Origin of the sequence: Lacrimispora sp., assembly GCF_032078915.1 — a bacterium.
In the GTDB taxonomy this organism is placed as follows: Bacteria; Bacillota; Clostridia; order Lachnospirales; family Lachnospiraceae; genus Lacrimispora.
This window is the reverse complement of the sequence record NZ_DAMAUN010000035.1, coordinates 1-22,696: the sequence shown is the minus strand read 5'-3', so window position 1 is coordinate 22,696 and position 22,696 is coordinate 1. Positions and strand designations below refer to the sequence as shown.

Annotated in this window: 21 protein-coding genes; 17 read left to right on the top strand and 4 right to left on the bottom strand. The window is 44.0% G+C overall.

Annotation, left to right across the window (positions count from 1 at the left end):
* Positions 1-44: 44 nt before the first annotated feature.
* The 4 genes from RT269_RS14825 (at position 45) to hslO (ending at position 5,175) form a co-directional block, all read left to right on the top strand.
* Positions 45-2,624, top strand: coding sequence for a transglutaminase-like domain-containing protein (locus tag RT269_RS14825; RefSeq protein ID WP_313183681.1), 2,580 nt, complete (start codon positions 45-47; stop codon positions 2,622-2,624).
* Positions 2,625-2,851: 227 nt separating this feature from the next.
* Positions 2,852-3,361: an SEC-C metal-binding domain-containing protein gene (locus RT269_RS14820; RefSeq protein ID WP_313183680.1), complete on the top strand. Its 510-nt coding sequence runs from the start codon at positions 2,852-2,854 to the stop codon at positions 3,359-3,361.
* A 178-nt stretch (positions 3,362-3,539) separates the two neighbouring features.
* A complete protein-coding gene (locus RT269_RS14815) occupies positions 3,540-4,298 on the top strand; it encodes a class I SAM-dependent DNA methyltransferase (protein ID WP_313183679.1) in 759 nt (252 codons plus the stop codon).
* Between the two features lies 1 nt (position 4,299).
* Positions 4,300-5,175: an Hsp33 family molecular chaperone HslO gene (gene hslO / locus RT269_RS14810; RefSeq protein WP_313183677.1), complete on the top strand. Its 876-nt coding sequence runs from the start codon at positions 4,300-4,302 to the stop codon at positions 5,173-5,175.
* A gap of 109 nt (positions 5,176-5,284) precedes the next feature.
* Here the strand turns inward: hslO and RT269_RS14805 are convergent, their stop codons facing one another.
* The gene (locus tag RT269_RS14805) at positions 5,285-5,482 is read right to left on the bottom strand and encodes a cold shock domain-containing protein (RefSeq protein ID WP_025233342.1); all 198 of its coding nucleotides are present in this window, start codon (positions 5,480-5,482) and stop codon (positions 5,285-5,287) included.
* Between the two features lie 220 nt (positions 5,483-5,702).
* On the opposite strand from RT269_RS14805, the gene RT269_RS14800 reads away from it, so the two are divergent.
* Both RT269_RS14800 and RT269_RS14795 read left to right on the top strand, forming a co-directional pair.
* Positions 5,703-6,248: a DUF5662 family protein gene (locus tag RT269_RS14800; RefSeq protein ID WP_313183676.1), complete on the top strand. Its 546-nt coding sequence runs from the start codon at positions 5,703-5,705 to the stop codon at positions 6,246-6,248.
* A 160-nt stretch (positions 6,249-6,408) separates the two neighbouring features.
* The gene (locus tag RT269_RS14795) at positions 6,409-7,749 is read left to right on the top strand and encodes a PQQ-dependent sugar dehydrogenase (RefSeq protein WP_313183674.1); all 1,341 of its coding nucleotides are present in this window, start codon (positions 6,409-6,411) and stop codon (positions 7,747-7,749) included.
* Between the two features lie 138 nt (positions 7,750-7,887).
* Here RT269_RS14795 and RT269_RS14790 read toward each other — a convergent pair whose 3' ends face one another.
* The gene (locus RT269_RS14790) at positions 7,888-8,982 is read right to left on the bottom strand and encodes a ribonuclease H-like domain-containing protein (RefSeq protein WP_313183673.1); all 1,095 of its coding nucleotides are present in this window, start codon (positions 8,980-8,982) and stop codon (positions 7,888-7,890) included.
* A 239-nt stretch (positions 8,983-9,221) separates the two neighbouring features.
* Here RT269_RS14790 and ruvA point away from each other — a divergent pair, with 239 nt between their 5' ends.
* From ruvA to RT269_RS14755, 7 genes are all read left to right on the top strand, one after another.
* Complete coding sequence (gene ruvA, locus RT269_RS14785) at positions 9,222-9,833, top strand: Holliday junction branch migration protein RuvA (protein WP_313183671.1); 612 nt, start codon at positions 9,222-9,224, stop codon at positions 9,831-9,833.
* 20 nt (positions 9,834-9,853) lie between these two features.
* Positions 9,854-10,852: a Holliday junction branch migration DNA helicase RuvB gene (ruvB, locus tag RT269_RS14780; protein WP_313183669.1), complete on the top strand. Its 999-nt coding sequence runs from the start codon at positions 9,854-9,856 to the stop codon at positions 10,850-10,852.
* 132 nt (positions 10,853-10,984) lie between these two features.
* Positions 10,985-11,353, top strand: a complete 369-nt coding sequence (locus RT269_RS14775) for a cell division protein ZapA (protein WP_025233336.1) — start codon at positions 10,985-10,987, stop codon at positions 11,351-11,353.
* 122 nt (positions 11,354-11,475) lie between these two features.
* Positions 11,476-13,611: a U32 family peptidase gene (locus RT269_RS14770; RefSeq protein WP_313183729.1), complete on the top strand. Its 2,136-nt coding sequence runs from the start codon at positions 11,476-11,478 to the stop codon at positions 13,609-13,611.
* Between the two features lie 7 nt (positions 13,612-13,618).
* Positions 13,619-14,944 (top strand): FtsW/RodA/SpoVE family cell cycle protein, encoded by a 1,326-nt coding sequence (locus RT269_RS14765; RefSeq protein WP_313183667.1) that lies wholly within the window; start codon positions 13,619-13,621, stop codon positions 14,942-14,944.
* A complete protein-coding gene (locus tag RT269_RS14760; RefSeq protein WP_331664164.1) occupies positions 14,934-16,361 on the top strand; it encodes a peptidoglycan D,D-transpeptidase FtsI family protein in 1,428 nt (475 codons plus the stop codon). Before RT269_RS14765 ends, RT269_RS14760 begins: the two co-directional genes overlap by 11 nt.
* A gap of 134 nt (positions 16,362-16,495) precedes the next feature.
* Positions 16,496-16,948, top strand: a complete 453-nt coding sequence (locus RT269_RS14755) for an NUDIX hydrolase (protein ID WP_002603763.1) — start codon at positions 16,496-16,498, stop codon at positions 16,946-16,948.
* 93 nt (positions 16,949-17,041) lie between these two features.
* Here RT269_RS14755 and RT269_RS14750 read toward each other — a convergent pair whose 3' ends face one another.
* Positions 17,042-17,863, bottom strand: coding sequence for a CZB domain-containing protein (locus tag RT269_RS14750; protein ID WP_313183663.1), 822 nt, complete (start codon positions 17,861-17,863; stop codon positions 17,042-17,044).
* 193 nt (positions 17,864-18,056) lie between these two features.
* On the opposite strand from RT269_RS14750, the gene RT269_RS14745 reads away from it, so the two are divergent.
* The 4 genes from RT269_RS14745 to cysK all read left to right on the top strand — a co-directional run bounded on the left by RT269_RS14745 (position 18,057) and on the right by cysK (position 22,040).
* Complete coding sequence (locus RT269_RS14745) at positions 18,057-18,290, top strand: hypothetical protein (protein ID WP_025233331.1); 234 nt, start codon at positions 18,057-18,059, stop codon at positions 18,288-18,290.
* A gap of 32 nt (positions 18,291-18,322) precedes the next feature.
* Positions 18,323-19,399 (top strand): 5'-3' exonuclease, encoded by a 1,077-nt coding sequence (locus RT269_RS14740; RefSeq protein ID WP_313183662.1) that lies wholly within the window; start codon positions 18,323-18,325, stop codon positions 19,397-19,399.
* Positions 19,400-19,510: 111 nt separating this feature from the next.
* Positions 19,511-21,007 (top strand): carboxypeptidase M32, encoded by a 1,497-nt coding sequence (locus tag RT269_RS14735; protein WP_313183660.1) that lies wholly within the window; start codon positions 19,511-19,513, stop codon positions 21,005-21,007.
* A 103-nt stretch (positions 21,008-21,110) separates the two neighbouring features.
* A complete protein-coding gene (gene cysK / locus RT269_RS14730) occupies positions 21,111-22,040 on the top strand; it encodes a cysteine synthase A (protein WP_313183659.1) in 930 nt (309 codons plus the stop codon).
* A gap of 61 nt (positions 22,041-22,101) precedes the next feature.
* On the opposite strand, the gene RT269_RS14725 is transcribed toward cysK, so the two are convergent.
* Positions 22,102-22,696: YihY/virulence factor BrkB family protein (locus tag RT269_RS14725; protein ID WP_313183657.1), on the bottom strand; the 595-nt coding region annotated here is incomplete at its 5' end.

Below are 22,696 nucleotides of genomic sequence, written 5' to 3'. Positions count from 1 at the left end.
GGGTCAGAAAATAATTAATTGATTTCGCAAAGGAGAATATAGTCATGTTTTCAGAACATTTGCAGAGATATGCCCAGGAAAAATATGAGCTTAGACTTCCCTTTCTTGGAGGTCTTAAGGAAGAGATCGAAAGGGCGATGGAACGGTGTACTCCCATAGAACAGGTACTCATAAAATTTTTATATGGGACAATGCCCTTACGGGATGCCGGGGAGTATGATTTTGACGTGTTTCTTGGATTTGTCAGGCATTCCATCATGGTTTATGAACAAATGGAATGGTGTCAGGAAATTCCGGAAGATATGTTCCTCCATCATATTTTATATTACAGGATCAATACGGAGAATATCGAAGACTGCCGGAGATTTTTCTATGACAAATTGATTGACCGGATCAAAGGGCTTTCCGTAAGGGAAGCGGTGCTGGAAATCAATTATTGGTGTGCGGAGAATGGAACCTATGAGGCTTCAGACAACAGAACCATATCTCCTGTGACTGTGTATAAATCCGGGAAGGGCAGATGCGGGGAAGAATCCACGTTTGCTGTAACAGCTTTCCGGAGTGTGGGAATTCCTGCCAGACAGGTGTATACCCCCAGATGGGCTCATTGTGATGACAATCATGCATGGGTTGAAGTGTTTGTGGAGGGAAAGTGGCATTTCCTGGGAGCCTGCGAGCCGGAAGAAGTGCTGGATAAGGGGTGGTTTACCAATGCTTCCTCCAGGGCATTGCTGGTACACACCAGAACCTTTTCCGATTATTCCGGTGATTCGGTGACGGAATGCCTGGGGAAGGAAGATTTAATGGTTTATTATAATGGGACTGCAACCTATGCCCTGACCAAATCTTATGAGATCCAGGTCCTTGATGAGGATAAAAACCCAGCAGAGAATGTCCAGGTTTCTTTTGAGATTCTTAACATGGCGGAATACTGCAGCGTGGTAAACTTATATACAGACAGGAATGGAAAGGCTTCCCTTACCGTTGGTCTTGGAGATGTCCATGTCCGTGCAATGAAGGAAGGGTTATGCTGCGAGGCGTGGATTTCTCCGGAGGATGAAGATGAAACGGTTCTGGTGTTAAAGAAGGAAGAGGAGAAATCAGGAATAAATGCCTGGGTGGATGCGGACGTCAGCGCTCCAAAGGATTACCCCGTAAATCCGGTGAAGCTTACAAAGGAACAAAAGGAAAGAAACAGAAAACGAATCCAAGAGGCTAATCAGATGCGGGAAGGCAGGATCGCAGGGTACTTTAAGACGGAAGAGGCTTCCTCATATCCTGATGAAACAGAGATCCTCCGGTTGTCTGCCGGTAACTTTGACGAGATTTACAAATTTCTTTCCAAGGATCAAAATCCGGACCGTAGACCCATGCTTAACAGCCTGACTGTAAAAGATTATAAGGATGCCAGGGCAGAGATTCTGGAAAGCCATCTTACAGGGGCTGCCCCTTATCGTAAGAAGTGGGAGGAGAATGGACATCTGGATATTTATGTAAAATACATTCTTTGTCCGAGAGTTTTGCTGGAAGAAATGACCGATTACAGGGGATTTATTGAGGGATTTTTCAATGAGGACGAAAAGGAAGCATTCCGTAAAAATCCTGAAACCATTTGGGAATATGTGAAGCAGCATATTAGTTTTGAATCGAAGCTGGACTACAAGACGATTTGCTCCACTCCGGCAGGAAGCCTTAAGCTTTTACAGAGCAATCCCCTTAGCCAGAAGATTTTATTTGTCTCTATCTGCAGGACGTTTGGCATTCCGGCCCGGATCAACCCGGTGAATCTGGAAGCTGAGGTTTATGAGGCAGGAAGATTCGTATCAATATCGGGAGCGGATGAGATCGTAAAAGACAGGACCGAAGAGTCAGGAAAACTGGTACTTTATGGAGAAACAGACAATCTGTGGACCTATTACCAGACATGGACCATTGGAAGGCTAAAAGAGGGTCAGTTTGTGTCTCTTGATTATACCGGCGTGAAATTTTCCGGCGGCGTTTTAGAGCTGGACTTAGAGCCTGGTATCTACCGTCTGATCACCTCCGTCCGCCTTCCCAGCGGGAACCAGAACGCCAGCGAGTATGTTTTTGAATTAAAAAAGGATGAAGAAAAGTCTGTGACCATGCGCCTGCGCGCCGGAAGCCTGGATGATATGCTGGTTGATAACATGCTGGATGATTTCGAAGTAACCGTAAAAGAGGAAAATGAGAAAGAGAAGACGGTTCCGGCATCAGTGCTTATGGAAGGAAAGAGCAATATACTTGCTATCCTGTCTGAGGGCCAGGAACCAACCGAGCACGTTCTAAACGAAATGCTGGAACAGAAGGAAGCCTTGGAATCCCTTGATGCCCAGATCATTTTCCTGCTGCAAAGTGAAATGTCATTACAGAACCGGACCATCAGTAAAGTTCTGGAAGCAATTCCTCAAATAAAGGTGGGTTACATAAGCTTTGATGATACGGTAGAACCACTGGCCAGAAGAATGTATGTGGATCCGGAGAAGCTGCCTCTTTTAATTGTTACGGATCCTGGCTTAAAGGCGGTCTACGGATGTAGCGGCTACAATGTTGGAAGTGTGAATCTAATGATGAAGCTTCTGGATTTAAGCAGGAATAGGCTGTAAAAGAACATAAATGCATAGGAAGAGATGCAGAGAATTGTAAAATAAGAAAAAACATTTTGCAAAATATTTAAAGATGTTATATACTGTTTGTTGGAGTACTACTGGAAGTCAAATACCTTGCAGCAAGCCAGGGGCCATTTGACTCCGTTGGCAGTTGCCAAAGTCAAGTTTGCTTGATCTTGGCTCATTGCCTTCATGAGAATAACAGACAAAAGGATGGTTTGAACATGGCTATTTTAGAAAATTGGAGAAACTTGGCATACGGCGATGGGCTGGATGATAAAGGAAAAGAAGAATTATGGACCGAGTATTTCAAAGTAGAAAAGGGAATCTATGAGCATATTCTTTCCAAACCAGAGGAAGCGGTTGAGGGAACGGTAGAGGATCTGGCAAAGAGATATGGTACAGACGTCCAGACGATGACCGGATTTTTAGATGGAATCAATGAAAGCTTAAAGGGATATGAGAATCCTATTGAGACCATGGACGAGCAGACCGTGGTAAAAATAGAGATCGATCCGGAAAAGCTGTATTATAATATGGTAGAGGCTAAAGCAGAATGGCTGTATAGTCTTCCGGAGTGGGATGCAATACTGTCAGAAGAAAAGAAAAAAGAGCTTTATAAAAAGCAGAAAGCTTCTGGAACCATTGTTAAGGGAGCAAAGGTTGGAAGAAACGATCCATGTCCATGCGGCAGCGGCAAGAAGTATAAAAAGTGCTGCGGATCCAACCAATAATCCAATGCTGCCCTGGCAGCAGGATAAAGAGACAGGAAGGCAGGTACCTCTTTATGAGTTACCTGCTTTGTTTTTGGATACCTTAATAATGCCCAAAAAGCATGGGCAGGAAAGAGGAAACACCCTTCGGGTATACCTTAATGCCCAAAGAACATGGGCAGGAAAGAGGAAACTGTGAATGGAAGCGTACACTAGCTTTGCAGAGGTCTATGACCGGTTTATGGACAATATTCCATATAAGGACTGGTGTGAATACGTAACCGGTCTGCTGAATGAATATGGAATCAGGGAAGGCTTGATTCTTGACCTGGGATGCGGTACGGGAAGCCTTACGGAGCTTCTTGCGGACCGGGGGTATGATATGATAGGAGTGGACAACTCCGAAGACATGCTGCAGATAGCCATGGAAAAACGGGAAAAGTCAGGAAAAGACATCCTTTATCTTATGCAGGATATGAGGGAATTTGAACTTTATGGCACGGTGCGGGCTGTTATAAGCATTTGTGACTGTATGAATTATATTCTGGAATATGAGGATTTGGCGGAAGTGTTCCGGTTGGTAAACAATTATCTGGATCCAGGAGGAATTTTTATATTTGATCTGAACACTATATATAAATATGAAGCCCTTATGGGGGACTCTACCATTGCGGAGGACCGGGAGGAATGCAGCTTTATCTGGGATAATTATTATGATAAGGAATCCAGGATCAATGAATATGACCTTTCCCTGTTTATCAGGCAGGAGGAAGACTTATACCGGAAATATACGGAGAATCATTATCAAAGAGCATATTCCCTGGAGGAGGTAAAGATGGCGATAAAAGAGGCCGGCATGGATTTTGTGGCAGCTTTTGATGCTTTCACCAAAGCTCCCGTAAAGGATACCAGTGAAAGAATTTATATTATAGCAAGAGAATGCGGAAAGGAATTATAAAATGGCTGATTATATTGTCAGAGCTACGGCAGGGGATCATCAGATCCGTGCTTTTGCAGCTACTACCAGAGAATTGGTAGAACAGGCAAGACAAGCTCATAATACAAGCCCTATAGCTACGGCTGCCTTAGGCAGGCTTTTAACTGCGGGAAGCATGATGGGCATTATGATGAAGGGGGAAGATGATTTACTGACCCTAAAGATCCAAGGAAGCGGCCCTATGGAAGGCCTTACGGTGACTGCAGATTCTAAAGGAAATGTGAAAGGCTATGTCTACAATCCTGGCGTCATGCTTCCTCCCAATCAGGCAGGAAAGCTGGATGTAGGCGGTGCAGTTGGAGAAGGAGTATTAAGTGTAATTAAAGATATCGGACTCAAGGAGCCTTACGTTGGACAGACCATACTGGTGGGCGGTGAGATTGCAGAAGATCTGACTTATTACTATGCTTCTTCTGAGCAAACGCCTTCATCGGTGGCACTGGGCGTTTTAATGAACAGGGACAATACCGTAAAACAGGCTGGCGGTTTTATCCTTCAGCTCCTGCCGGGAGCCTCTGAGGAGATCATTGGAGGATTGGAGAAAAAGCTGGGAGAAATCACCTCGATCACAGATCTTTTGGATCAGGGATATACACCGGAAATGATCCTTGAACATATCCTTGGAGAGTTTGGCCTGGAACTGATGGAGCAGGTTCCTACCCGCTTTTATTGCAACTGTGATAAAGCCAGGGTGGAAAAAGCCTTGATCAGCATCGGAAGAAAAGAACTTCAGGAAATGATTGACGATGGGGAGAGCATTGAGGTGAACTGCCATTTCTGTAATAAAAATTATGAGTTTACAGTAGAAGATTTAGAAAGTCTGCGCGATAAGTCGTAAGACAAGGAAATCAAAAAGAGCCATCCGGTGGATGGCTCTAATCGTAATCATGTGAAACAATATAACTTCTTCCTGTATATTGAAAAAAGGTACACTGATAAGTCAATGATTATAATTTGGTAACGTTTGTAGCCTGTGGTCCTTTAGCTCCGTCTACAACATCGAACTCTACCGCAGCGCCTTCATCTAAGGATTTGAAGCCGTCCATGCTAAGACCTGAGTAGTGAACAAATACATCGTTACCCTGTTCGTCGGAAATAAATCCGTAACCCTTTTGGTTGTTAAACCACTTAACTGTACCTTTCATTATGATACCTCCAAAATGAATAAAAAATAAAAATTGTACTGTTACAGGATATCTGTAACCTCCCTAAGAATAGCATAAAAAGGGAGAGGTGTCAAACATTTTCCGTCTTAAAAATCAAGAAATCTTCATTAAAAAATAAAGGGGAAATAAGTAGTGAAATAGGAGAAATTTGTGGTAAAATGGGAAAAGATTCTTTTGCAAGGATAAAAAGGTGAATGCAATGAAATTTATGAATTTGTGGGGTCATTTTTGCACAATCAATATACATAAGATCAGAGTCATGAAAAACTGTTTTCGTGTGGGTCTTATTAAGCAGGGACTGCTTCATGATTTGTCTAAATACAGTCTGGAAGAGTTTGTTCCAGGCGTTCTTTATTACCAGGGGACCAGAAGCCCCAATGCTGCGGAAAGAGAGGACAAGGGTTTTTCAAGAGCCTGGCTCCACCATAAAGGCCGCAACAAGCATCACTACGAATACTGGATCGACTTTACCACAGATATGTCAGAGGGTCTGGTAGGCCATAAGATGCCCCTAAACTATGTCATCGAAATGATGATGGATCGGATTGCGGCATCGAAAACCTATAAGGGCAAGGATTACACCGACGCATCGCCTTGGGAATATTACATGCACGCGAAAAGCTACATGGTCATTGCCCCTGAGACAAGAAATTTGTTGGAGGAGCTTCTTTTGATGTTAAAAAACCAAGGGGAGAAAAGGACATTTTCTTATATCAGACATTTATTGAAAAAAGGAGATTACTAGCTTTCATAATACGAGAATTGATGGACCAAATTACCGGGAAGGCCGGCAAAATCCGGGAAACCTACCGATGAATATCTAGTACAGAACGGTCACTATACTTTTATAGTTATCATATATTGTAAATAATATATATAAGCGGAGATCTAAGGTGAATTTCGCTGTGAACAAGCACCTGCAGTGGTCATGCATGCAGCAAGCTCCATATAAACAGAGGGAGCTTGATCCAGATAGAATAAGTGTTCCTGTAGGTTATCAAATAGAAGTATTTGCTCAGGGATTAAATGCACCCATTGGTATGGTTTTTACAGAAAAGGGTGATATGTTAATTGCTGATTCCGGAATGGCTACAATGAATCCTAAAGTTATACGTATTAGTGATGGAATCATAGATGTTGTAGCCGAGGGATTTAATGTCCCCTTAACTGGTATCAATTATAAAAATGGATATATTTATGTATCGCATAAAGGTGTTGTATCTGTTCTTAGTCCGGATGGTACAAGACAGGATATTATAAGCGGCTTGCCAAGCAATGGAGATTTCAGTAACAACCGCGTTGAGTTTGGTATAGATGAGAAAATATATTTTGGACAGGGAACAACAACGAATTCCGGTGTAGTAGGACTGGATAATAGCTGGGTTCATGAGCATCCTCAATTACATGATTATCCAGGTACCTATATATTTCTTAACTACACTAATTTTGAAACTGAAAATATATTGATACCAGCCATGAGGACGGCTGTTACCGGATCTTTTTCCCCTTTTGGAGTTCCCAATATTCAACAATATCAAGTAAAAGAAGGCAGAACTTTAGCCTCTGGCAGTGTTTTAAGGGCAAATATGGATGGATCTGGTATAGAACAGGTTGCATGGGGGCTTCGTAATCCGTTTTGTATGAAATTTGATGCCTTGAAACGGCTGATCATATCAAACCAGGGAATGGATGCAAGAGGAAGCAGACCGATTGCCAATGCATTAGATGAATTGCATTTGTTAAATATAGGTGCGTGGTATGGCTGGCCAGATTACACAGGAGGAGTTCCTGTGACATTGCCCAGGTTTACTCCGATCAGAGGCAGAAAACCGGAACCATTGCTTCATACCATTCCATCCATACCGCCGACACCAATTGCAGTTTTTCCGTCGGGATCCAATATAATGGGATTTGATTTTAACGAGTCATCAGATTTTGGACTGATTGGCGATATTTACATTGCGTGTTTTGGTGGAATCCATTACGAAGAGCCTAGCGATAATATACGTTCAGGTGTAGGACATAGGGTGTTGAAAGTTAATGTTGTTAATGGAGAAATAGCGACATTTGCTATCAACAAATCAGGATTTCCGGAAGAAAGGGGGTTGAGCAGGCCCACTGATGTTGTTTTCGGACCTGATCATTCAATGTATATATCGGATATGGCGATCGCTGATTTAGATATGCAAGATATTTATTTACCAAACACAGGAGTAATTTGGAGAATAAGAAAAATAAGGCTTTAGATATCATTTAAGGGAAGTCATTTGGCTTCCCTTAAAACATCCAAATGTTCAACATTGATTTAAATAAATGCTTCATATATAAGACGTGTCCAGAAAGCATTCCCTAAAGTGCCGGAAACCAAGGAAAATGATTTTAAATTAACGGCACAGGGTATCCAACAGGTGACGGACGTAAATACGAAGCTTTTCACCATCCTCAAAGAAGTCCGGTTCATAGGAGACATAAGTGATCTTATCCTTGAATTCCATTTGCAGGCTGGGTGTCCACAAGGAGGAAAACTGGGGAAGATAACAGCCGGCCCTGCGTGTGTAGCATGTCTTAGCCGTAGCTTTTATCCGGGCTTCCTTATCCACATATTCCGCCACACTTTTGTGAATGGCCTTGTCTTCATAAATCAGATAATAGTAATTTTTATAATCAGGATAAAAATATTTCAATTCACCCTCATAGAGGTCTATGGTTATGGTCAGGTGTTCTCCTTCCGCCTCCATGGAGACCAGGGAATTGGATTTGGAAAATCCAACAGGAACGGCAAATCCATTTTTGCAGGTAAGCCGTAAAGAGTGGAATTCCCGGCCGAAGATGTCCTCCTGGCTTAAAAACTCCTGATGTTCAAGGAGAAAGCTGTGCTCTAAAAAGTCCGGGTAATTCAAGATAGGGAGGATCAGCGGCATTCCTTTTAAATCATCTTCATTATGTAATATTAAAAGATCAAATAGAAATTTATCATGGGAAATAAGATAATCTTTATAAACTTCGATCAGCTGCCCGCCGGAATAAAGATCCTTCCGCTCAACTTTTAAAAACTCCTCAATGGCTTTTTGCTTCATGGAAGGAAGTCCAAGAAGCCCCCGGTAAGGGCGTATTTTTTTGTAAATATCCAGGCTTTCCACACTGGAAAAATTATAAGGCATGCCATGGGCAAGGCAGCGCTTCAAAAGATAGGGAATATCGAAACCATCCCCGTTAAAATGTATGACTGTTGTAAAATTTTCTAAGAATTTAAAAAAGGTATAAAGCACTTCTTTTTCCGAATCCAGGGTGTCAGCGAACCACTGGACCAGGTTCCAACAGCCGTTTCTGTAATAAACACACCCGATCAGATAAAGGGTAGAATACGCCCCGGAGAAGCCTGTGGTTTCTATATCAAAGAACAGCAGATCCTCTTTCCGGCCGATCCGGCCAAAGGGATATGTCTCATGAAATGCAATGGTTTTCTGTAAGGTGATCATGTATGATTCCGCCCTTTCCTTAGTACTGTCCATGTTTTTTGAACAGGGCAAACCCCGCTTTACCGGGTGTATGAGGATACCCGCAGGGTATTTTCTCTCCCAATATTATAGCGGAAAGGCGCCGGTCCGTCAACGGAAACAGAATATTTGTTCGACTATCCGCTTGCATAAGAACTGGCTGTATGCTATGATAAATAATAAAGATAAGATTTCCAGCATAACAAAAGGAGACAGAGGTCGTGATTTCTTTCGTAAAAGGGCCATTGGTTGAACTATTTGAAGATACCGTTGTTATAGAGAGCGGGAACGTGGGATATGAGATACATGTTCCCATATCCGTGATTCAAAATATGCCGGGAATCGGCGCAGATACTAAGTTGTATACATATTTTCAGGTAAGAGAGGATGCCATGTGCCTCTACGGTTTCTTAAACCGTCAGGATCTGCTGATGTTTAAGCAGCTCATAAGTGTGAACGGGATCGGTCCCAAAGGAGCCTTGGGAATTCTTTCGGCCCTTGATCCGGATGATTTAAGAAGGGCCATTGTTTCAGGAGACGCCAAAGCCATATCCAAAGCGCCGGGGGTTGGAGCAAAGACTGCTCAGAGGATTATATTGGACTTAAAAGATAAGATTGATATCGCTGGAATTCTCCCTTCCGGGTTTGCGGAACAGGGGAATGGGCCTGTTTTATCCGGCGGCGGGGTAGCAGGAGAAGCCATGGAAGCGCTGGCGGCTCTGGGATATTCCGCAGTTGAGGCGGGCAAGGCGGTTCGTCAGGTGGAAGTGACGGAATCCATGACGGTGGAAGATGTGCTTAAGGCCTCCTTAAAGCATCTGGCATTTATATAATATAACGGGTAAAGGCAGAGATGGAACGTAGAATTATAACCACAGAGATAACAGAAGAAGATAAAAGAATAGAACCAAACTTAAGGCCCATGTGTCTTGCTGAGTATATTGGACAGGAAAAGATACGTACCAATTTAAAAGTATACATTGATGCCGCCAAAGCCAGGGGGGAATCCCTGGATCATGTTTTATTTTACGGGCCTCCCGGCCTGGGAAAGACGACTCTTTCAGGGATCATTGCCAATGAAATGGGCGTCAACATGAAGGTCACATCAGGACCTGCAATCGAAAAACCGGGAGAGATGGCCGCCATACTGAACAATCTCCAGGAAGGGGATGTGCTGTTTGTGGATGAGATCCACCGCTTAAACCGCCAGGTAGAAGAGGTTTTGTATCCAGCCATGGAAGATTTTGCCATAGATATCATGCTGGGAAAGGATTCTTCTGCCAGATCCATAAGACTGGATCTTCCTAAATTCACTTTAGTGGGCGCGACTACCAGAGCGGGGCTTTTAACCGCTCCATTAAGAGACCGGTTCGGTGTGGTGCAGAAGCTGGAATTTTATACGCCGCAGGAGCTAAAGATTATTGTTTGCCGTTCCGCCAGGGTCTTACAGGTGGAAATCGAGGAAGATGGGGCGGCAGAGATTGCCAAGCGATCCAGAGGAACCCCAAGGCTGGCCAACCGCCTGTTAAAGAGAGTTCGGGATTTCGCCCAGGTAAAGTACAACGGTGTTATTACAAAAGAAGTGGCGGATTTTGCCCTGGACATTTTAGATGTGGATAAGTTTGGCCTGGATTATAATGACCGGGCGATCCTGACCACAATGATTGAGAAATTTGCCGGCGGTCCGGTAGGACTGGATACCCTGGCTGCTTCTCTGGGAGAGGATGCCGGGACGCTGGAAGATGTTTATGAACCGTATCTTCTGATGAACGGCTTTATTAACCGCACCTCCAGAGGGCGTGTTGCCACGGAACGGGCATACGAACATCTTGGAATCTCCTTGGGATCATGATCTGCCTGAATTATAGAACTTTCCTATTATTCAGCCGTACTTTTTGGACATAAAGGTATGCAGGCAGGGCTTTTCTATCTGTACAAAATATGTTATAGTAAAAAGGAGCAAATGAAACAGGGAGAGAACAGCATGGATTCCAAACGCAGTACAGAAGTTTTAATAGATGGCAAGATTTATGCTTTGGGCGGAAGTGAGGAAGAAAGTTATATCCACCGCCTGGCAAGCTACATCAATGAGATGATTATAACGCTGAAGCATCAGGAAGGGTTCACGAAGCAGAGCGCAGAATATCAAAATATCATGATTCAGTTAAATATGGCGGATGATTATTTCAAGGCCAGAGAACAGACTGCCAGGCTGGAGCAGCAGAAGGCGGAGATGGAGAAGGAGATCTATAGCTTAAAGCATGAACTTGTAGCCACTCAGATGAAGCTTGAGTCGGCAAAGCTGGAGCTGGTGGAAACCAGGAAATCTGCGGATTCCGGTAAGAAAGAATAAGTCAGGAGGGGATGTTGGGCGGCAGGGCCGTGACATCCTCTCTTTCATCAATAAAGGGTAAACAGGAGGAACTTGTGAAGAAAGCAGTTGAAATTCTTGCTCCGGCAGGATCGTTTGAAAGTATGAAGGCAGCGGTGGCGGCAGGCGCCGATGCGGTCTATATGGGCGGCAGCCGGTTTGGGGCAAGGGCTTTTGCGGAAAATCCCGAAGAGGACAAGCTGCTGGAAGCTATTGATTACGTCCACCTTCATGGGCGAAAGCTGTACATGACCGTTAATACACTGATGAAGGAGCAGGAGATAGGGGAGCTTTACAATTATCTTGTTCCATATTACAGGCAGGGCCTGGATGCAGTCATCGTACAGGATATGGGAACCTTCCGGTTTATCCGGGAGAATTTTCCGGAACTTCCCATTCATGCAAGTACTCAGATGACCATTACCGGCGCTTATGGGGCCAGGATTTTAAAAGACTTAGGAGCTGACCGGGTTGTTACTGCCAGGGAATTATCCTTGAAGGAGATTGCAAAGATCCATGATCAGGTGGATGTAGAGATCGAGAGTTTTGTACATGGCGCATTATGCTACTGCTATTCCGGTCAATGCTTATTCAGCAGCCTCATAGGAGGGCGAAGCGGAAACAGGGGAAGATGTGCCCAAACCTGCCGCCTGCCCTACGAGGTGAAACGGGAAGGCCAGGTTCTTGGAGGAAAAGATGACCGTTATTGCCTCAGTCTCAAGGATTTGAGCACTTTGGATATCATTCCGGACATGATAGAAGCCGGAGTCTATTCCATGAAAATTGAAGGAAGGATGAAGAGTCCAAGGTATACGGCTGGAGTCGTGAGCATTTACCGAAAGTACGCGGACCTTTATCTGGCTAAAGGAAGAGAGGGATACCGGGTCGAAGCGCAGGATAAAAAAATCCTTCTGGATCTATTTGACCGGGGAGGTCAGACCGAAGGATACTACAAGCGCCAAAATGGCCGGGATATGGTGGTCTGGAAAGAAAAGCCTGCTTTTCGGGAAGGCAATCAGGAATTGTTTGATTTCCTAGATAAAAACTTTGTAGAAAAACAGGTAAGAGAGCCAGTGGCTGGTACCGCACTTCTGGAAGAAGGACAAATGGCTTCTTTGCGGTTAAGTGCCTGCGGTCATAATGCCGCTGTCGCAGGCGAGATCGTGCAGACCGCTCAAAATCAGCCTGTAACAGAGGAAAAGGTAAGGAAACAGCTGGATAAAACCGGAAATACACCTTTTTATTTCGAAAATCTTGATATTAAGATAAAGGGGAACATATTCCTGCCGGTTCAGACTCTTAATGATCTGCGCAGGCGCGGATTGGAAGCCTTGGAATATGAGATTCTAAAAGATTACAAGGAGAACAGGCAGGCAGAACCGGTGAAAGATGTAGAAGACGCTGTTTATAGCCGAAAGTCTGAGTCGGAAGTCCCAAAACTTACGGTTTCTCTGGAGCGGCCGGATTGCTTGGAAGAAGCGGTTTCCAGCACTGATGTAAAAAGAATTTATATTGATGCTGCAGAATTTAAGCCGGAACAATGGAAAGCGTCTGTGGAAGCATGTCACAGGGCCGGTAAGGAGTGTATGCTTACCATGCCTCATATTTTCAGGATCAGGGCAGAACAGTTCTTTGATAAACATTTAACGGAGTTGAAAGCCGCTGCATTTGACGGATTTCTGATCCGTTCTCTGGAGGAAACCGGTTATTTAAAAGAGAAAGAAGTCAAGGGTACCCTGGTATTTGATTTTGGCATGTATGGGATGAACAATTATGCCCAGGAGATGCTAAAAGAGCTGGGAGCGGACGAGCTTACCTGGCCGGTAGAATTAAACAGCCGGGATTTGGGAAAACTAAAAGTTCCTGGGGAGCTTTTGGCATACGGCCGGCTGCCTATGATGGTGACCGCCCAGTGCCTTCATCAGGGTATGGAGCAATGTGACAAAACACCGGTCGTATTGACATTAAAGGACCGGATGGGGAAAGCATTTCCTGTAAAAAACCATTGTGCTTTCTGTTATAATTCTATTTATAATTCAGCGGCCGTCTCCCTTCTTGGCTTAGAAGAGGCGGTAAAGGGATTATCTCCCTCATGGTTACGGCTTCAGTTCACAACAGAGAACAAAGCACAGACAAAAGCGGTGATACAAAGCTTTTCTGACGGATTCCTTTACGGAAGAGAAGCAAAGTTGCCGTTTGAAGAATTCACAAGGGGTCATTTCAAACGCGGTGTAGAGTAGGTGACATATGATTAATCTGATTATTGACGTCTCCAGATATCTGATGATACTGTTGATTGCATTATACACATATTTGAATTTTCGTTTTTTTTCCTTTCCGGATGAAATCAGGAAAAGGAAGATTTGCAGACGCCAGAATTTTGCTATGTTTCTCATTCATCTGCTTGCCTATCTGGTCATCTGGCTGGAGACAGAGGATGAAAAGATGCTGGTATTTTACGTGGCCCAGGTAATCTTCTTTTTCAGTTACCTTTTCCTGTACCGGCTGATTTACCGCAAGGTATCCAGGCTGCTGGTCAATAATATGTGCATGCTCCTTACCATAGGCTTTATTATGCTGACCAGGCTTTCTTTTGAACGGGCCATGAAGCAGTTTGTCATTGTTGCTGCCGCGGCTGTGGTGACATTTGTCATCCCCTTTGTCATTGACAGAGTATGGCAGTTAAGTAAGATTCCATGGGTCTATGGAATTGGAGGAATTCTTCTCCTGGGAATTGTATGTCTTGCCGGAACCAGCAGCTACGGCGCCCAGCTTTCCCTGGAGTTTGGAGGTTATTCCTTCCAGCCCACGGAATTTGTAAAGATCATTTATGTCTTTTTTGTAGCCACTATGTTTTACCGCTCCACCAGTATAAAGACAGTTCTTATTGTTACTTCGGTGGCGGCCCTTCATGTGCTCATTCTGGTGGCGTCCAAAGATCTTGGAAGCGCCCTCATTTTCTTTGTAACTTATGTTTTCATGCTCTTTGTGGCAACAGGAAAATGGCGGTATCTTCTGGCCGGGGCCGGAGGAGGGGCTCTTGCCTCCATGCTGGCCTATCAGCTGTTCGGGCATGTAAGGACCAGAGTATCGGCATGGTTAAATCCCTGGTCGGATATTGCAGGGAAAGGATACCAGATTACCCAGTCTTTGTTTGCCATTGGAACCGGAGGCTGGTTTGGTATGGGGCTGTACCGTGGGATGCCAAGAAGGATCCCGGTGGTAGAAAAGGACTTTATATTTTCAGCGATCTCGGAAGAATTGGGAGGCATCTTTGCCCTGTGCGTCCTTCTTATCTGTCTGGGATGCTTTTTACAGTTCATGATGATTGCCAGCCGGATGCAGGCGGTATTCTATAAGCTGATTGCATTTGGCCTTGGAACGATTTATATCATTCAGGTATTTTTAACTGTGGGGGGAGTAACGAAATTTATCCCTTCCACAGGAGTAACGCTTCCTTTAGTCAGTTATGGAGGAAGCTCCATCCTAAGCACCTTTATCATCTTTGGAATCATCCAGGGACTTTATATACTCAAACGCAATGAAGAGGAAGAAGAAAAATATGAAGGCTAACCCGAATCCAAAAGCAAATCACCATATCCTGATACTTACCTATGGGGTCGTACTACTTTTTGTAGGGCTTGCGGCTTATTTTGGTTACTTTTTGCTTGTGAAAAGCGACAGTGTGATCAATAATTCCTATAATGCCAGACTTGACAGCTTTGCCGACCGGGTGGTACGCGGAGAAATCTACAGCAGTGACGGCAGGATCCTTGCAAGGACTGAGATGGATGGAGAGGGAAAGGAAACAAGAGTTTATCCCTATGATTCGCTGTTTGCCCATGCGGTGGGATATTCCACCAATGGAAAGACCGGTCTGGAAGCCCTGGCTAATTTCTACCTCCTGACAAGCCATGTAAATATTGTAGAGCAGGTGGCAAATGAGCTGTCCGGCAAGAAGAATCAGGGGGACAGTGTTGTCTCTACTCTTGATGTGGATCTTCAAAAGACGGCTTATGATGCCTTAGGTAAGCGAAAAGGGGCGGTGGTAGTGATGGAGCCGGATACCGGCAAGATCCTTGCCATGGTATCCAAGCCGGATTATAACCCTAATACCCTGGCTGCAGACTGGAGTCATCTGGTGGCGGAGGAGAACACTTCCGGACAGTTATTAAACCGTGCGACTCAGGGACTTTATCCTCCGGGGTCCACCTTTAAGATAATTACGGCATTGGAATATATAAAGGAAAATCCGTCTAATTATAAGGATTATACCTTTGACTGCAAAGGGATTTATAAAAATGGGGATTATACCATCCGGTGTTACCATGAGACAGTCCATGGACATCAAAATCTGGAACAGGCATTTGCAAATTCCTGTAACGGAGCTTTTTCCAATCTTGGTTTGCAGCTGGACTTAAATGGGTTAAAGAATACTGCGGACCAGCTTCTGTTTAATACGGATCTGGACTTATCCATTGCAAGCAGTAAAAGCTCCTATACCATGGGAGGCGGTGCTGATACGTGGCAGATCCTTCAGACCGCCATAGGACAGGGCCAGACTCAGATCACGCCTATTCATAATGCCATGATTGTTGCTGCCATTGCCAACGGCGGAACTCTTATGAAGCCATATTTTATTGACCGGGTGGAAAACGCAGGGGGAGATGTTATTAAGAAATTCATGCCTCAGTCCTATACGAGTCTAATGACTGCTGTGGAAGCTTCTGAATTAACCGAGTTTATGCGGGATGTTGTAACAGAGGGAACAGGCTCCGCCCTTAGGACCGATGCCTATACGGTAGCCGGAAAGACCGGATCTGCGGAATTTGAAAAAGGTAAGGAAACCCATGCATGGTTTGTAGGATTTGCTCCGGCAGAGCATCCAAGAGTCGTTATAAGTGTAATTGCAGAAGAGGCCGGCTCAGGCGGGCAGGCAGCAGCTCCGATTGCCAGAGCTCTTTTTGATGTATATTTTTCCAAACAATAAAAAGAATGCTAGTTGTTTACAATAATTACGCACTTGCATATGAATCCAAAAAGAGGTATACTAGAGCCAGTCTGTGTGACACACCAAAACCGGGCTTCCTATGGGAGTTACGGTTTCACTCTGGAGGAATTGCAATGATAGAAGCAACGAGTTGTGGCGGTGTGGTTATTTTTCGAGGTAAAATTCTGGTTTTATATAAGAATTACAAAAATAAGTATGAAGGTTGGGTTTTGCCAAAGGGAACAGTAGAAGCGGGTGAAGAGTATAAGGAGACGGCTCTCCGGGAAGTAAAGGAAGAGACAGGCGTAAGTGCGTCCATAATCAAATACATTGGTAAGAGCCAGTACTCTTTTAACACGCCTCAGGATATGGTGGAGAAGGATGTGCACTGGTATCTAATGATGGCCGACAGCTATTACAGTAAACCACAGCGGGAAGAATATTTTATTGATTCAGGATATTACAAGTTCCATGAAGCGTATCATCTTCTAAAGTTTTCTAATGAAAAACAAATATTGGAAAAGGCCTACAATGAATATCTGGATTTAAAGAAGAGTAATTTGTGGGGCAATAAGAAGTATTTCTGAAAGGTCAGTCCAGGGAAGTACCTGGGCTTTCACTGGGAGAGCCGGAAAAGTGTAACAGTAACTTTTCCGGCTCTTTTCATATGGTATCCTCTATTAATAAGCAGCTTCCAGTTCTTTTAATTTGGCTGATAAGGACTTTGTGTTCAGTTCGAAGATAAGACCTTCGCTTTTAGGACTTTCCATTACCTGATCGATATAGGAACAATGGCTTACCATGGGATCCTGGTCCCTGCCTGCAATCGCATCAAGTTCTTCAACGGAAACGATCTCGTCAACCACGATTCCCCATCGGATGCCATCCAGTATAAGAACCATCTCTTTGTAAATCGTTGAACGGAATAAATCCTTTGTCTGGTCCAAAAGGTTGAGTATGGTTGGCATGGATTCTTCCTTGACCCGTTTTAAAATCTTAAGGAGACATTCCTCTTTCTGGCAGTTATCGCAGTCTTTTTTGCAGCGGTCTGCTTCATCGGCAGCCATATGAAGCTTTTCATGAGGCTCCTCTATTTTTCGCAGATGATTGGTGATGGAAAGGTTGTCGGTTTTAAAATTGTCATACCACTTTCCCAAAGCGCACTGATGGGGATCTGTTGCCAAGTGGAAGGATCCGCCTTCATCAATAAAACGCTCCAGTTCCTTTACCCAATTAATGTGGTCCTGTTTTCTGGCATCAATCATATCTTCAAAATCCCTGCACTCATCGGAAATGGATTTAAGTCCAAAAGTAACCCGTAAGTCAAGCATTTGTATGACTTCGTTCCGGTATTTGAACATTCCGGTCACATTGGCCGGAGCGGCCGGTATTGTGCTGTAGTTTGGCAGCTGTACAATGGTTGATATGTATTTACTGTTGATGCAATAGAGGGAACCGGCAATTTTAAATAAAATATACGGACATCTGATCTCTTTTTCCATTTTCTGATAGTACCTTCCCTTTTTTTATACTTGATATCTGTATTATATAGCCTATTGCTACATAGTTCAACGTCTTTTGAGGAAAATTATATTTTAAAACTTAATGATTGGACTATGAATAAATGGAAATTCAGAGTATAATGGAAGGGAATATCTGATCGGGATAGCATATATTTATCAGGGAGGAAGGATCATGGTAAAAGTAAGCTCTTTAAGCCGCAGCATCAATGCGTTTTATGTGGAATGGAGTGCTCTCAATCACTACTTGTCATCCTATGAATGCGAGCGGAATGGAGTACCATACATCGGTTTTGGGGACCCTCGCGTCCAAAAACTGTGGAAGGGATTATCTGCCCAGGAGCGAAAAGAAGTCATGAAACGCCTGGGCGCGAAAAATGAAACAGAACTGCAGAATTATTTTACCTGATTTTGTTAAGATTTGGAGAAATGGAGAAATACATGTCTGAAAGAAAATTTGTAGTCGTTGACGGTTCCTCTATGCTGTCGACCTGTTACTACGCGGTTTTTCCTAGGGAGATTATGTTTGCAAAGTCAGAGGAGGAGAAACAGAAGCATTATGATAAGATCCTCCATGCAAAAGATGGCACTTATACCAACGCCATTTTCGGTATGCTTAAGATGGTAGTCTCTCTGATGAAAAAGCAGCAGCCGGATCACATAGCCTTTGTATTTGATAAAACCAGGGATACATTTCGCAGAGAACTGTACCCGGATTATAAGGGAACCAGGGGAGCGACTCCGGAGCCGTTAAAAAGCCAGTTTGTCCTGATGGAAGAGATCTTAAAAGACGTGGGCTTTCAGGTGCTTTTAAGTGAACAGTATGAAGCGGATGATTATGCCGGAAGCCTGGTCATGAAATTCCGGGAGGAGATTTCCATGATCCTTCTTACCAAGGACCACGATTATCTTCAGCTGGTGAACGATGAATACAATGTCCGTGCGTGGATGGTTCAGTCGCGGCAGGAGAAAGCGGACGAGCTGTACAAAAAATATTATTCTTTTTACGGTGTAAAGAAAGATGAGGTCAACCTTCCTGAAAAGGTTTTTGAATATACCTCTGATACGGTTTTGAATGAAGAGGGTGTCCGGCCGGAGCAGATTGCAGATTTAAAGGGAATCCAGGGAGACCCTTCTGATAATATCCCGGGAGTAAAGGGAGTCAGCAGTGCGGTGCCTCCGCTTCTTCGGGAATACGGCACAGTGGAAGAGATATACCGTTCCATTCACGAGGCCGAACCTGATAAAAAGAGCCTGAAAGCACTCCAGGATTTCTGGAAAAATGAATTGGGAATTACCCGTTCTCCTTATAAAGCGATGACAAAGACCAGTGAAGAAGAATTGTGCGGGGAAAAGGCAGCCCTGCTTTCTAAAACCCTGGCGACCATGAAAACGGATATTCCTATTGATATGGAGCTTGAGGATTTTTCTGCTGAAGCATATCAGGAGGAAAAAGTCAAAAAATGGCTTAAATCCCTTGATATTAAAGAAGCTTCCATTTTTGGTACCGGAAAATAATAGTTTAAAAAGTATTTTTTCATCCTGCCTGGAGACACTCATACAGAGCGTCCCTGATTTTGATTCAAAAACCAGGCTCATTACTTAGTAGAAATAAAGGAGAAACAGATTATGAGCAAATCTTATGAGATTTTGTCCTCTTTACTTGAAAAAACGATGGCACTTCAGACTTCCCTTGTTCTTTTTGAATGGGATAATGAAACTCTTGCACCGGAAGGTGCCGGTTCCTACACTTCAAGGGTAATCGGTGCACTCTCTGAGGAATATTACAGGGTTATGACAGGGGAAGAGATGGGAAAAGCCATTGCCGACTGCGAGGAAGATAAGAGCCTGTCCGATGTGGAGCAGGCTATTGTCAAGGGAGCGAAGGAGGCAAGAGAAGAACTGGTTTGCATTCCGTCAAATGAGTACCGGGAAAATGCCCAGCTCATTGCCGAGGCAGCCAGAATCTGGTCAAAGGCAAAAAAAGAGGAAGATTTTGATTCCTTTGCGCCGACACTTGAAAAAGTTATCGGATTTAAAAAGAAATTTGCTTCTTACCGGAAGAAGGAAGGCCAGAAGCTTTATGATGTCATATTGGATGAGTTTGAAAAAGGATTTAATATGGAGCTTTTGGATGAATTTTTCAGCCGGCTTAAAGAAGAAATCGTTCCCCTTTTAAAAGAAATAAAGGAGAATGGAAAAACCATTGATGATTCCTTTTTATCAGGCGGTTATCCTGAGGAAAAACAAAGAGAAATGGCACACTATCTCGCCGAATATGTTGGTTTTGACTTTACAAAGGGTGTGCTTGCAGAAAGCGCCCATCCGTTTACGACAAATCTCCATAATCACGATGTGAGAATTACTACCAGTTATCGGGAGAAGATGGATAACGCCATGTTCTCCGTGATCCATGAAGCCGGTCACGGGATTTATGAACTGGGAATCAGTGATGAGATCACCCAGACACCGGTAGGGCAGGGGACATCCATGGGAATGCATGAATCCCAGTCCCGGTTCTTTGAGAATATCATAGGCCGCAGCCAGGCTTTCTGGACTCCTCTTTATGGAAAGCTTCAGGAACTTTATCCTGAAAAACTAAAGGAAATCTCCATTGAGAAGTTTATGGAAGCAGTTAATAAGGTGGAGCCAAGCTTTATCCGGACAGAGGCCGACGAACTTACCTATAATCTTCACATTATGATCCGTTATGAAATTGAGAAAATGATTATGGAAGAAGACGTGGACTTAAAGAAGCTTCCGGAAATCTGGGCAGATAAATATGAAGAATATCTTGGGGTACGCCCGGAAAATCCATCAGAGGGAATCCTGCAGGACATCCACTGGTCTCAGGGGCTGATCGGTTATTTCCCGTCTTATGCCCTGGGAAATGCTTTTGGAGCACAGCTATATTACCATATGAGAAAAGAAATGGATTTTGACCAGCTTCTTGTAAGTGGAAAGCTTGATGTTATAAGTGATTATTTAAGAGAACATATCCACAAGTTTGGTAAGCTGAAAACCAGCCGTGAGATATTAAAAGATACTACTGGAGAGGATTTTACCCCGGATTATTTCATTCAGTACTTAAAAGAAAAGTATTACAGCCTGTATGAGCTGTCATAAAGCCATGGCCGGGCCTGTTCCTCCCTATGTAGTGAAGGATTCAGACCCTGCCCTGCTGAAATAAAAAGGGAACGCATAGTTCGCAGTTGAAAAGAGGATGAATATGGAAAATATCAAGAAAAGTGCATCAGAACTGATCGGCCATACACCCCTGGTAGAATTCTCCAATTATGGTAAAAAGCACCATGTGGCGGCTGTCATTATAGCAAAGCTGGAATATTTTAATCCGGCAGGAAGTGTGAAGGACCGGGCGGCTCTCTATATGATTCAGGATGCAGAAAAGTCCGGCACCTTAAAGCCTGGCGCCACGATCATAGAACCGACTTCCGGCAATACGGGCATCGGTATTGCGAGCATAGCTGCTATGAGAGGTTACAGAGCGATTCTTACCATGCCGGAGACCATGAGCGTGGAACGGCGTAATCTTTTAAAGGCCTATGGAGCGGAAATTGTATTGACAGAAGGATCAAAGGGAATGTCTGGCGCCATTGCAAAGGCGAAAGAACTGCAAACAGAAATAACCGGTTCCATTATTCTGGGTCAGTTTGATAATCCGTCCAATTCCAGGGCTCATTATGAAACCACCGGCCCTGAAATATGGGAAGATACCGATGGAACGGTCGATGTTCTGATCGCTGGTGTGGGAACCGGAGGTACCATTACCGGAGCAGGAGAATATTTAAAAAGCAAAAATCCTGAGATAAAGGTGATCGCAGTAGAACCAGCCGCCTCGCCGGTTCTTTCCGGCGGAAATCCTGGACCTCATGGAATTCAGGGAATCGGAGCCGGATTTATCCCATCGATCTTAAATACAGATATTTACGATGAAATCATATCGGTAGAAAATGGAGATGCATACGAGACGGGAAAGGAAATCGCGCAGACTGAAGGGATTTTAGTGGGAATTTCCTCCTCTGCAGCCGTATGGGCAGCAAGGGAAGTTGGGAAACGTCCGGAATATGCCGGAAAAAGGATTGTTGTTATTCTTCCCGATACTGGGGACAGATACTTATCCACTCCTTTGTTTACCTGAACAATAAAACTGTAAATATGAAAAACCAGGGCTGCCTTTTTCTGCAAGCCCTGGTTTTTGATTAGGAGCGCATATGCTCCTTCCAGTTTAAGGAATAATAGTAATTGATTTCAGCACCATAAAACAGGATGCAGATACAGGCATAAATCCACAGCATTAACAGCACAATGGCTGTAAGGCTTCCGTACATGACCGAGTAATTGCCGAAATTATTAAAATAAATGGAAAACGCAAAAGAAGAAGCGATCCAACCCAAGGTACAAAAAGCGGCTCCGGGCAGCTGGCTTAAAAAATGCTGCTTTTTTTCCGGAACATAAGTATAAAGGACAGCAAAGCAGATCGTCAGCATGAAAACGAGCATGGTACGAAAGGTAAGAACATACTGTGTGATCTCGGCCAGAAGCGGAAAGTGGCGGTTCATAAAGCCCTGAATGGTGCCTCCAAGGACCAGCAGAACAAGGGTCAGGAGACAGATGATCATAAAAATGATGGTATAGCCGGCGCAGATGATCCTGGTCACGATATAGTTTCTCTTTTTCTCCTGGCCAAATACCCGGTTTAAGCCCCGCTCAATGCTGAGCATCCCCTTGGAAGCGGACCACATGGCAGCCACTGCGGTCGCGGAAAGGACAGCTACCGGAGAATTCGTATAAAGG

Bases quoted from the DNA above. Each gene is read 5' to 3' on its own strand.
- RT269_RS14815 (WP_313183679.1), top strand. From the start codon at position 3,540: ATGGAAGCGTACACTAGCTTTGCAGAGGTCTATGACCGGTTTATGGAC.
- RT269_RS14745 (WP_025233331.1), top strand. From the start codon at position 18,057: ATGGTAAAAGTAAGCTCTTTAAGCCGCAGCATCAATGCGTTTTATGTG.
- RT269_RS14735 (WP_313183660.1), top strand. From the start codon at position 19,511: ATGAGCAAATCTTATGAGATTTTGTCCTCTTTACTTGAAAAAACGATG.
- RT269_RS14800 (WP_313183676.1), top strand. From the start codon at position 5,703: ATGAAATTTATGAATTTGTGGGGTCATTTTTGCACAATCAATATACAT.
- RT269_RS14805 (WP_025233342.1), bottom strand. From the start codon at position 5,482: ATGAAAGGTACAGTTAAGTGGTTTAACAACCAAAAGGGTTACGGATTT.
- RT269_RS14820 (WP_313183680.1), top strand. From the start codon at position 2,852: ATGGCTATTTTAGAAAATTGGAGAAACTTGGCATACGGCGATGGGCTG.
- RT269_RS14770 (WP_313183729.1), top strand. From the start codon at position 11,476: ATGAAGGCAGCGGTGGCGGCAGGCGCCGATGCGGTCTATATGGGCGGC.
- RT269_RS14765 (WP_313183667.1), top strand. From the start codon at position 13,619: ATGATTAATCTGATTATTGACGTCTCCAGATATCTGATGATACTGTTG.
- cysK (WP_313183659.1), top strand. From the start codon at position 21,111: ATGGAAAATATCAAGAAAAGTGCATCAGAACTGATCGGCCATACACCC.
- RT269_RS14775 (WP_025233336.1), top strand. From the start codon at position 10,985: ATGGATTCCAAACGCAGTACAGAAGTTTTAATAGATGGCAAGATTTAT.
- RT269_RS14760 (WP_331664164.1), top strand. From the start codon at position 14,934: ATGAAGGCTAACCCGAATCCAAAAGCAAATCACCATATCCTGATACTT.
- ruvB (WP_313183669.1), top strand. From the start codon at position 9,854: ATGGAACGTAGAATTATAACCACAGAGATAACAGAAGAAGATAAAAGA.
- RT269_RS14750 (WP_313183663.1), bottom strand. From the start codon at position 17,863: ATGGAAAAAGAGATCAGATGTCCGTATATTTTATTTAAAATTGCCGGT.
- RT269_RS14790 (WP_313183673.1), bottom strand. From the start codon at position 8,982: ATGATCACCTTACAGAAAACCATTGCATTTCATGAGACATATCCCTTT.
- RT269_RS14755 (WP_002603763.1), top strand. From the start codon at position 16,496: ATGATAGAAGCAACGAGTTGTGGCGGTGTGGTTATTTTTCGAGGTAAA.
- hslO (WP_313183677.1), top strand. From the start codon at position 4,300: ATGGCTGATTATATTGTCAGAGCTACGGCAGGGGATCATCAGATCCGT.
- RT269_RS14740 (WP_313183662.1), top strand. From the start codon at position 18,323: ATGTCTGAAAGAAAATTTGTAGTCGTTGACGGTTCCTCTATGCTGTCG.
- RT269_RS14825 (WP_313183681.1), top strand. From the start codon at position 45: ATGTTTTCAGAACATTTGCAGAGATATGCCCAGGAAAAATATGAGCTT.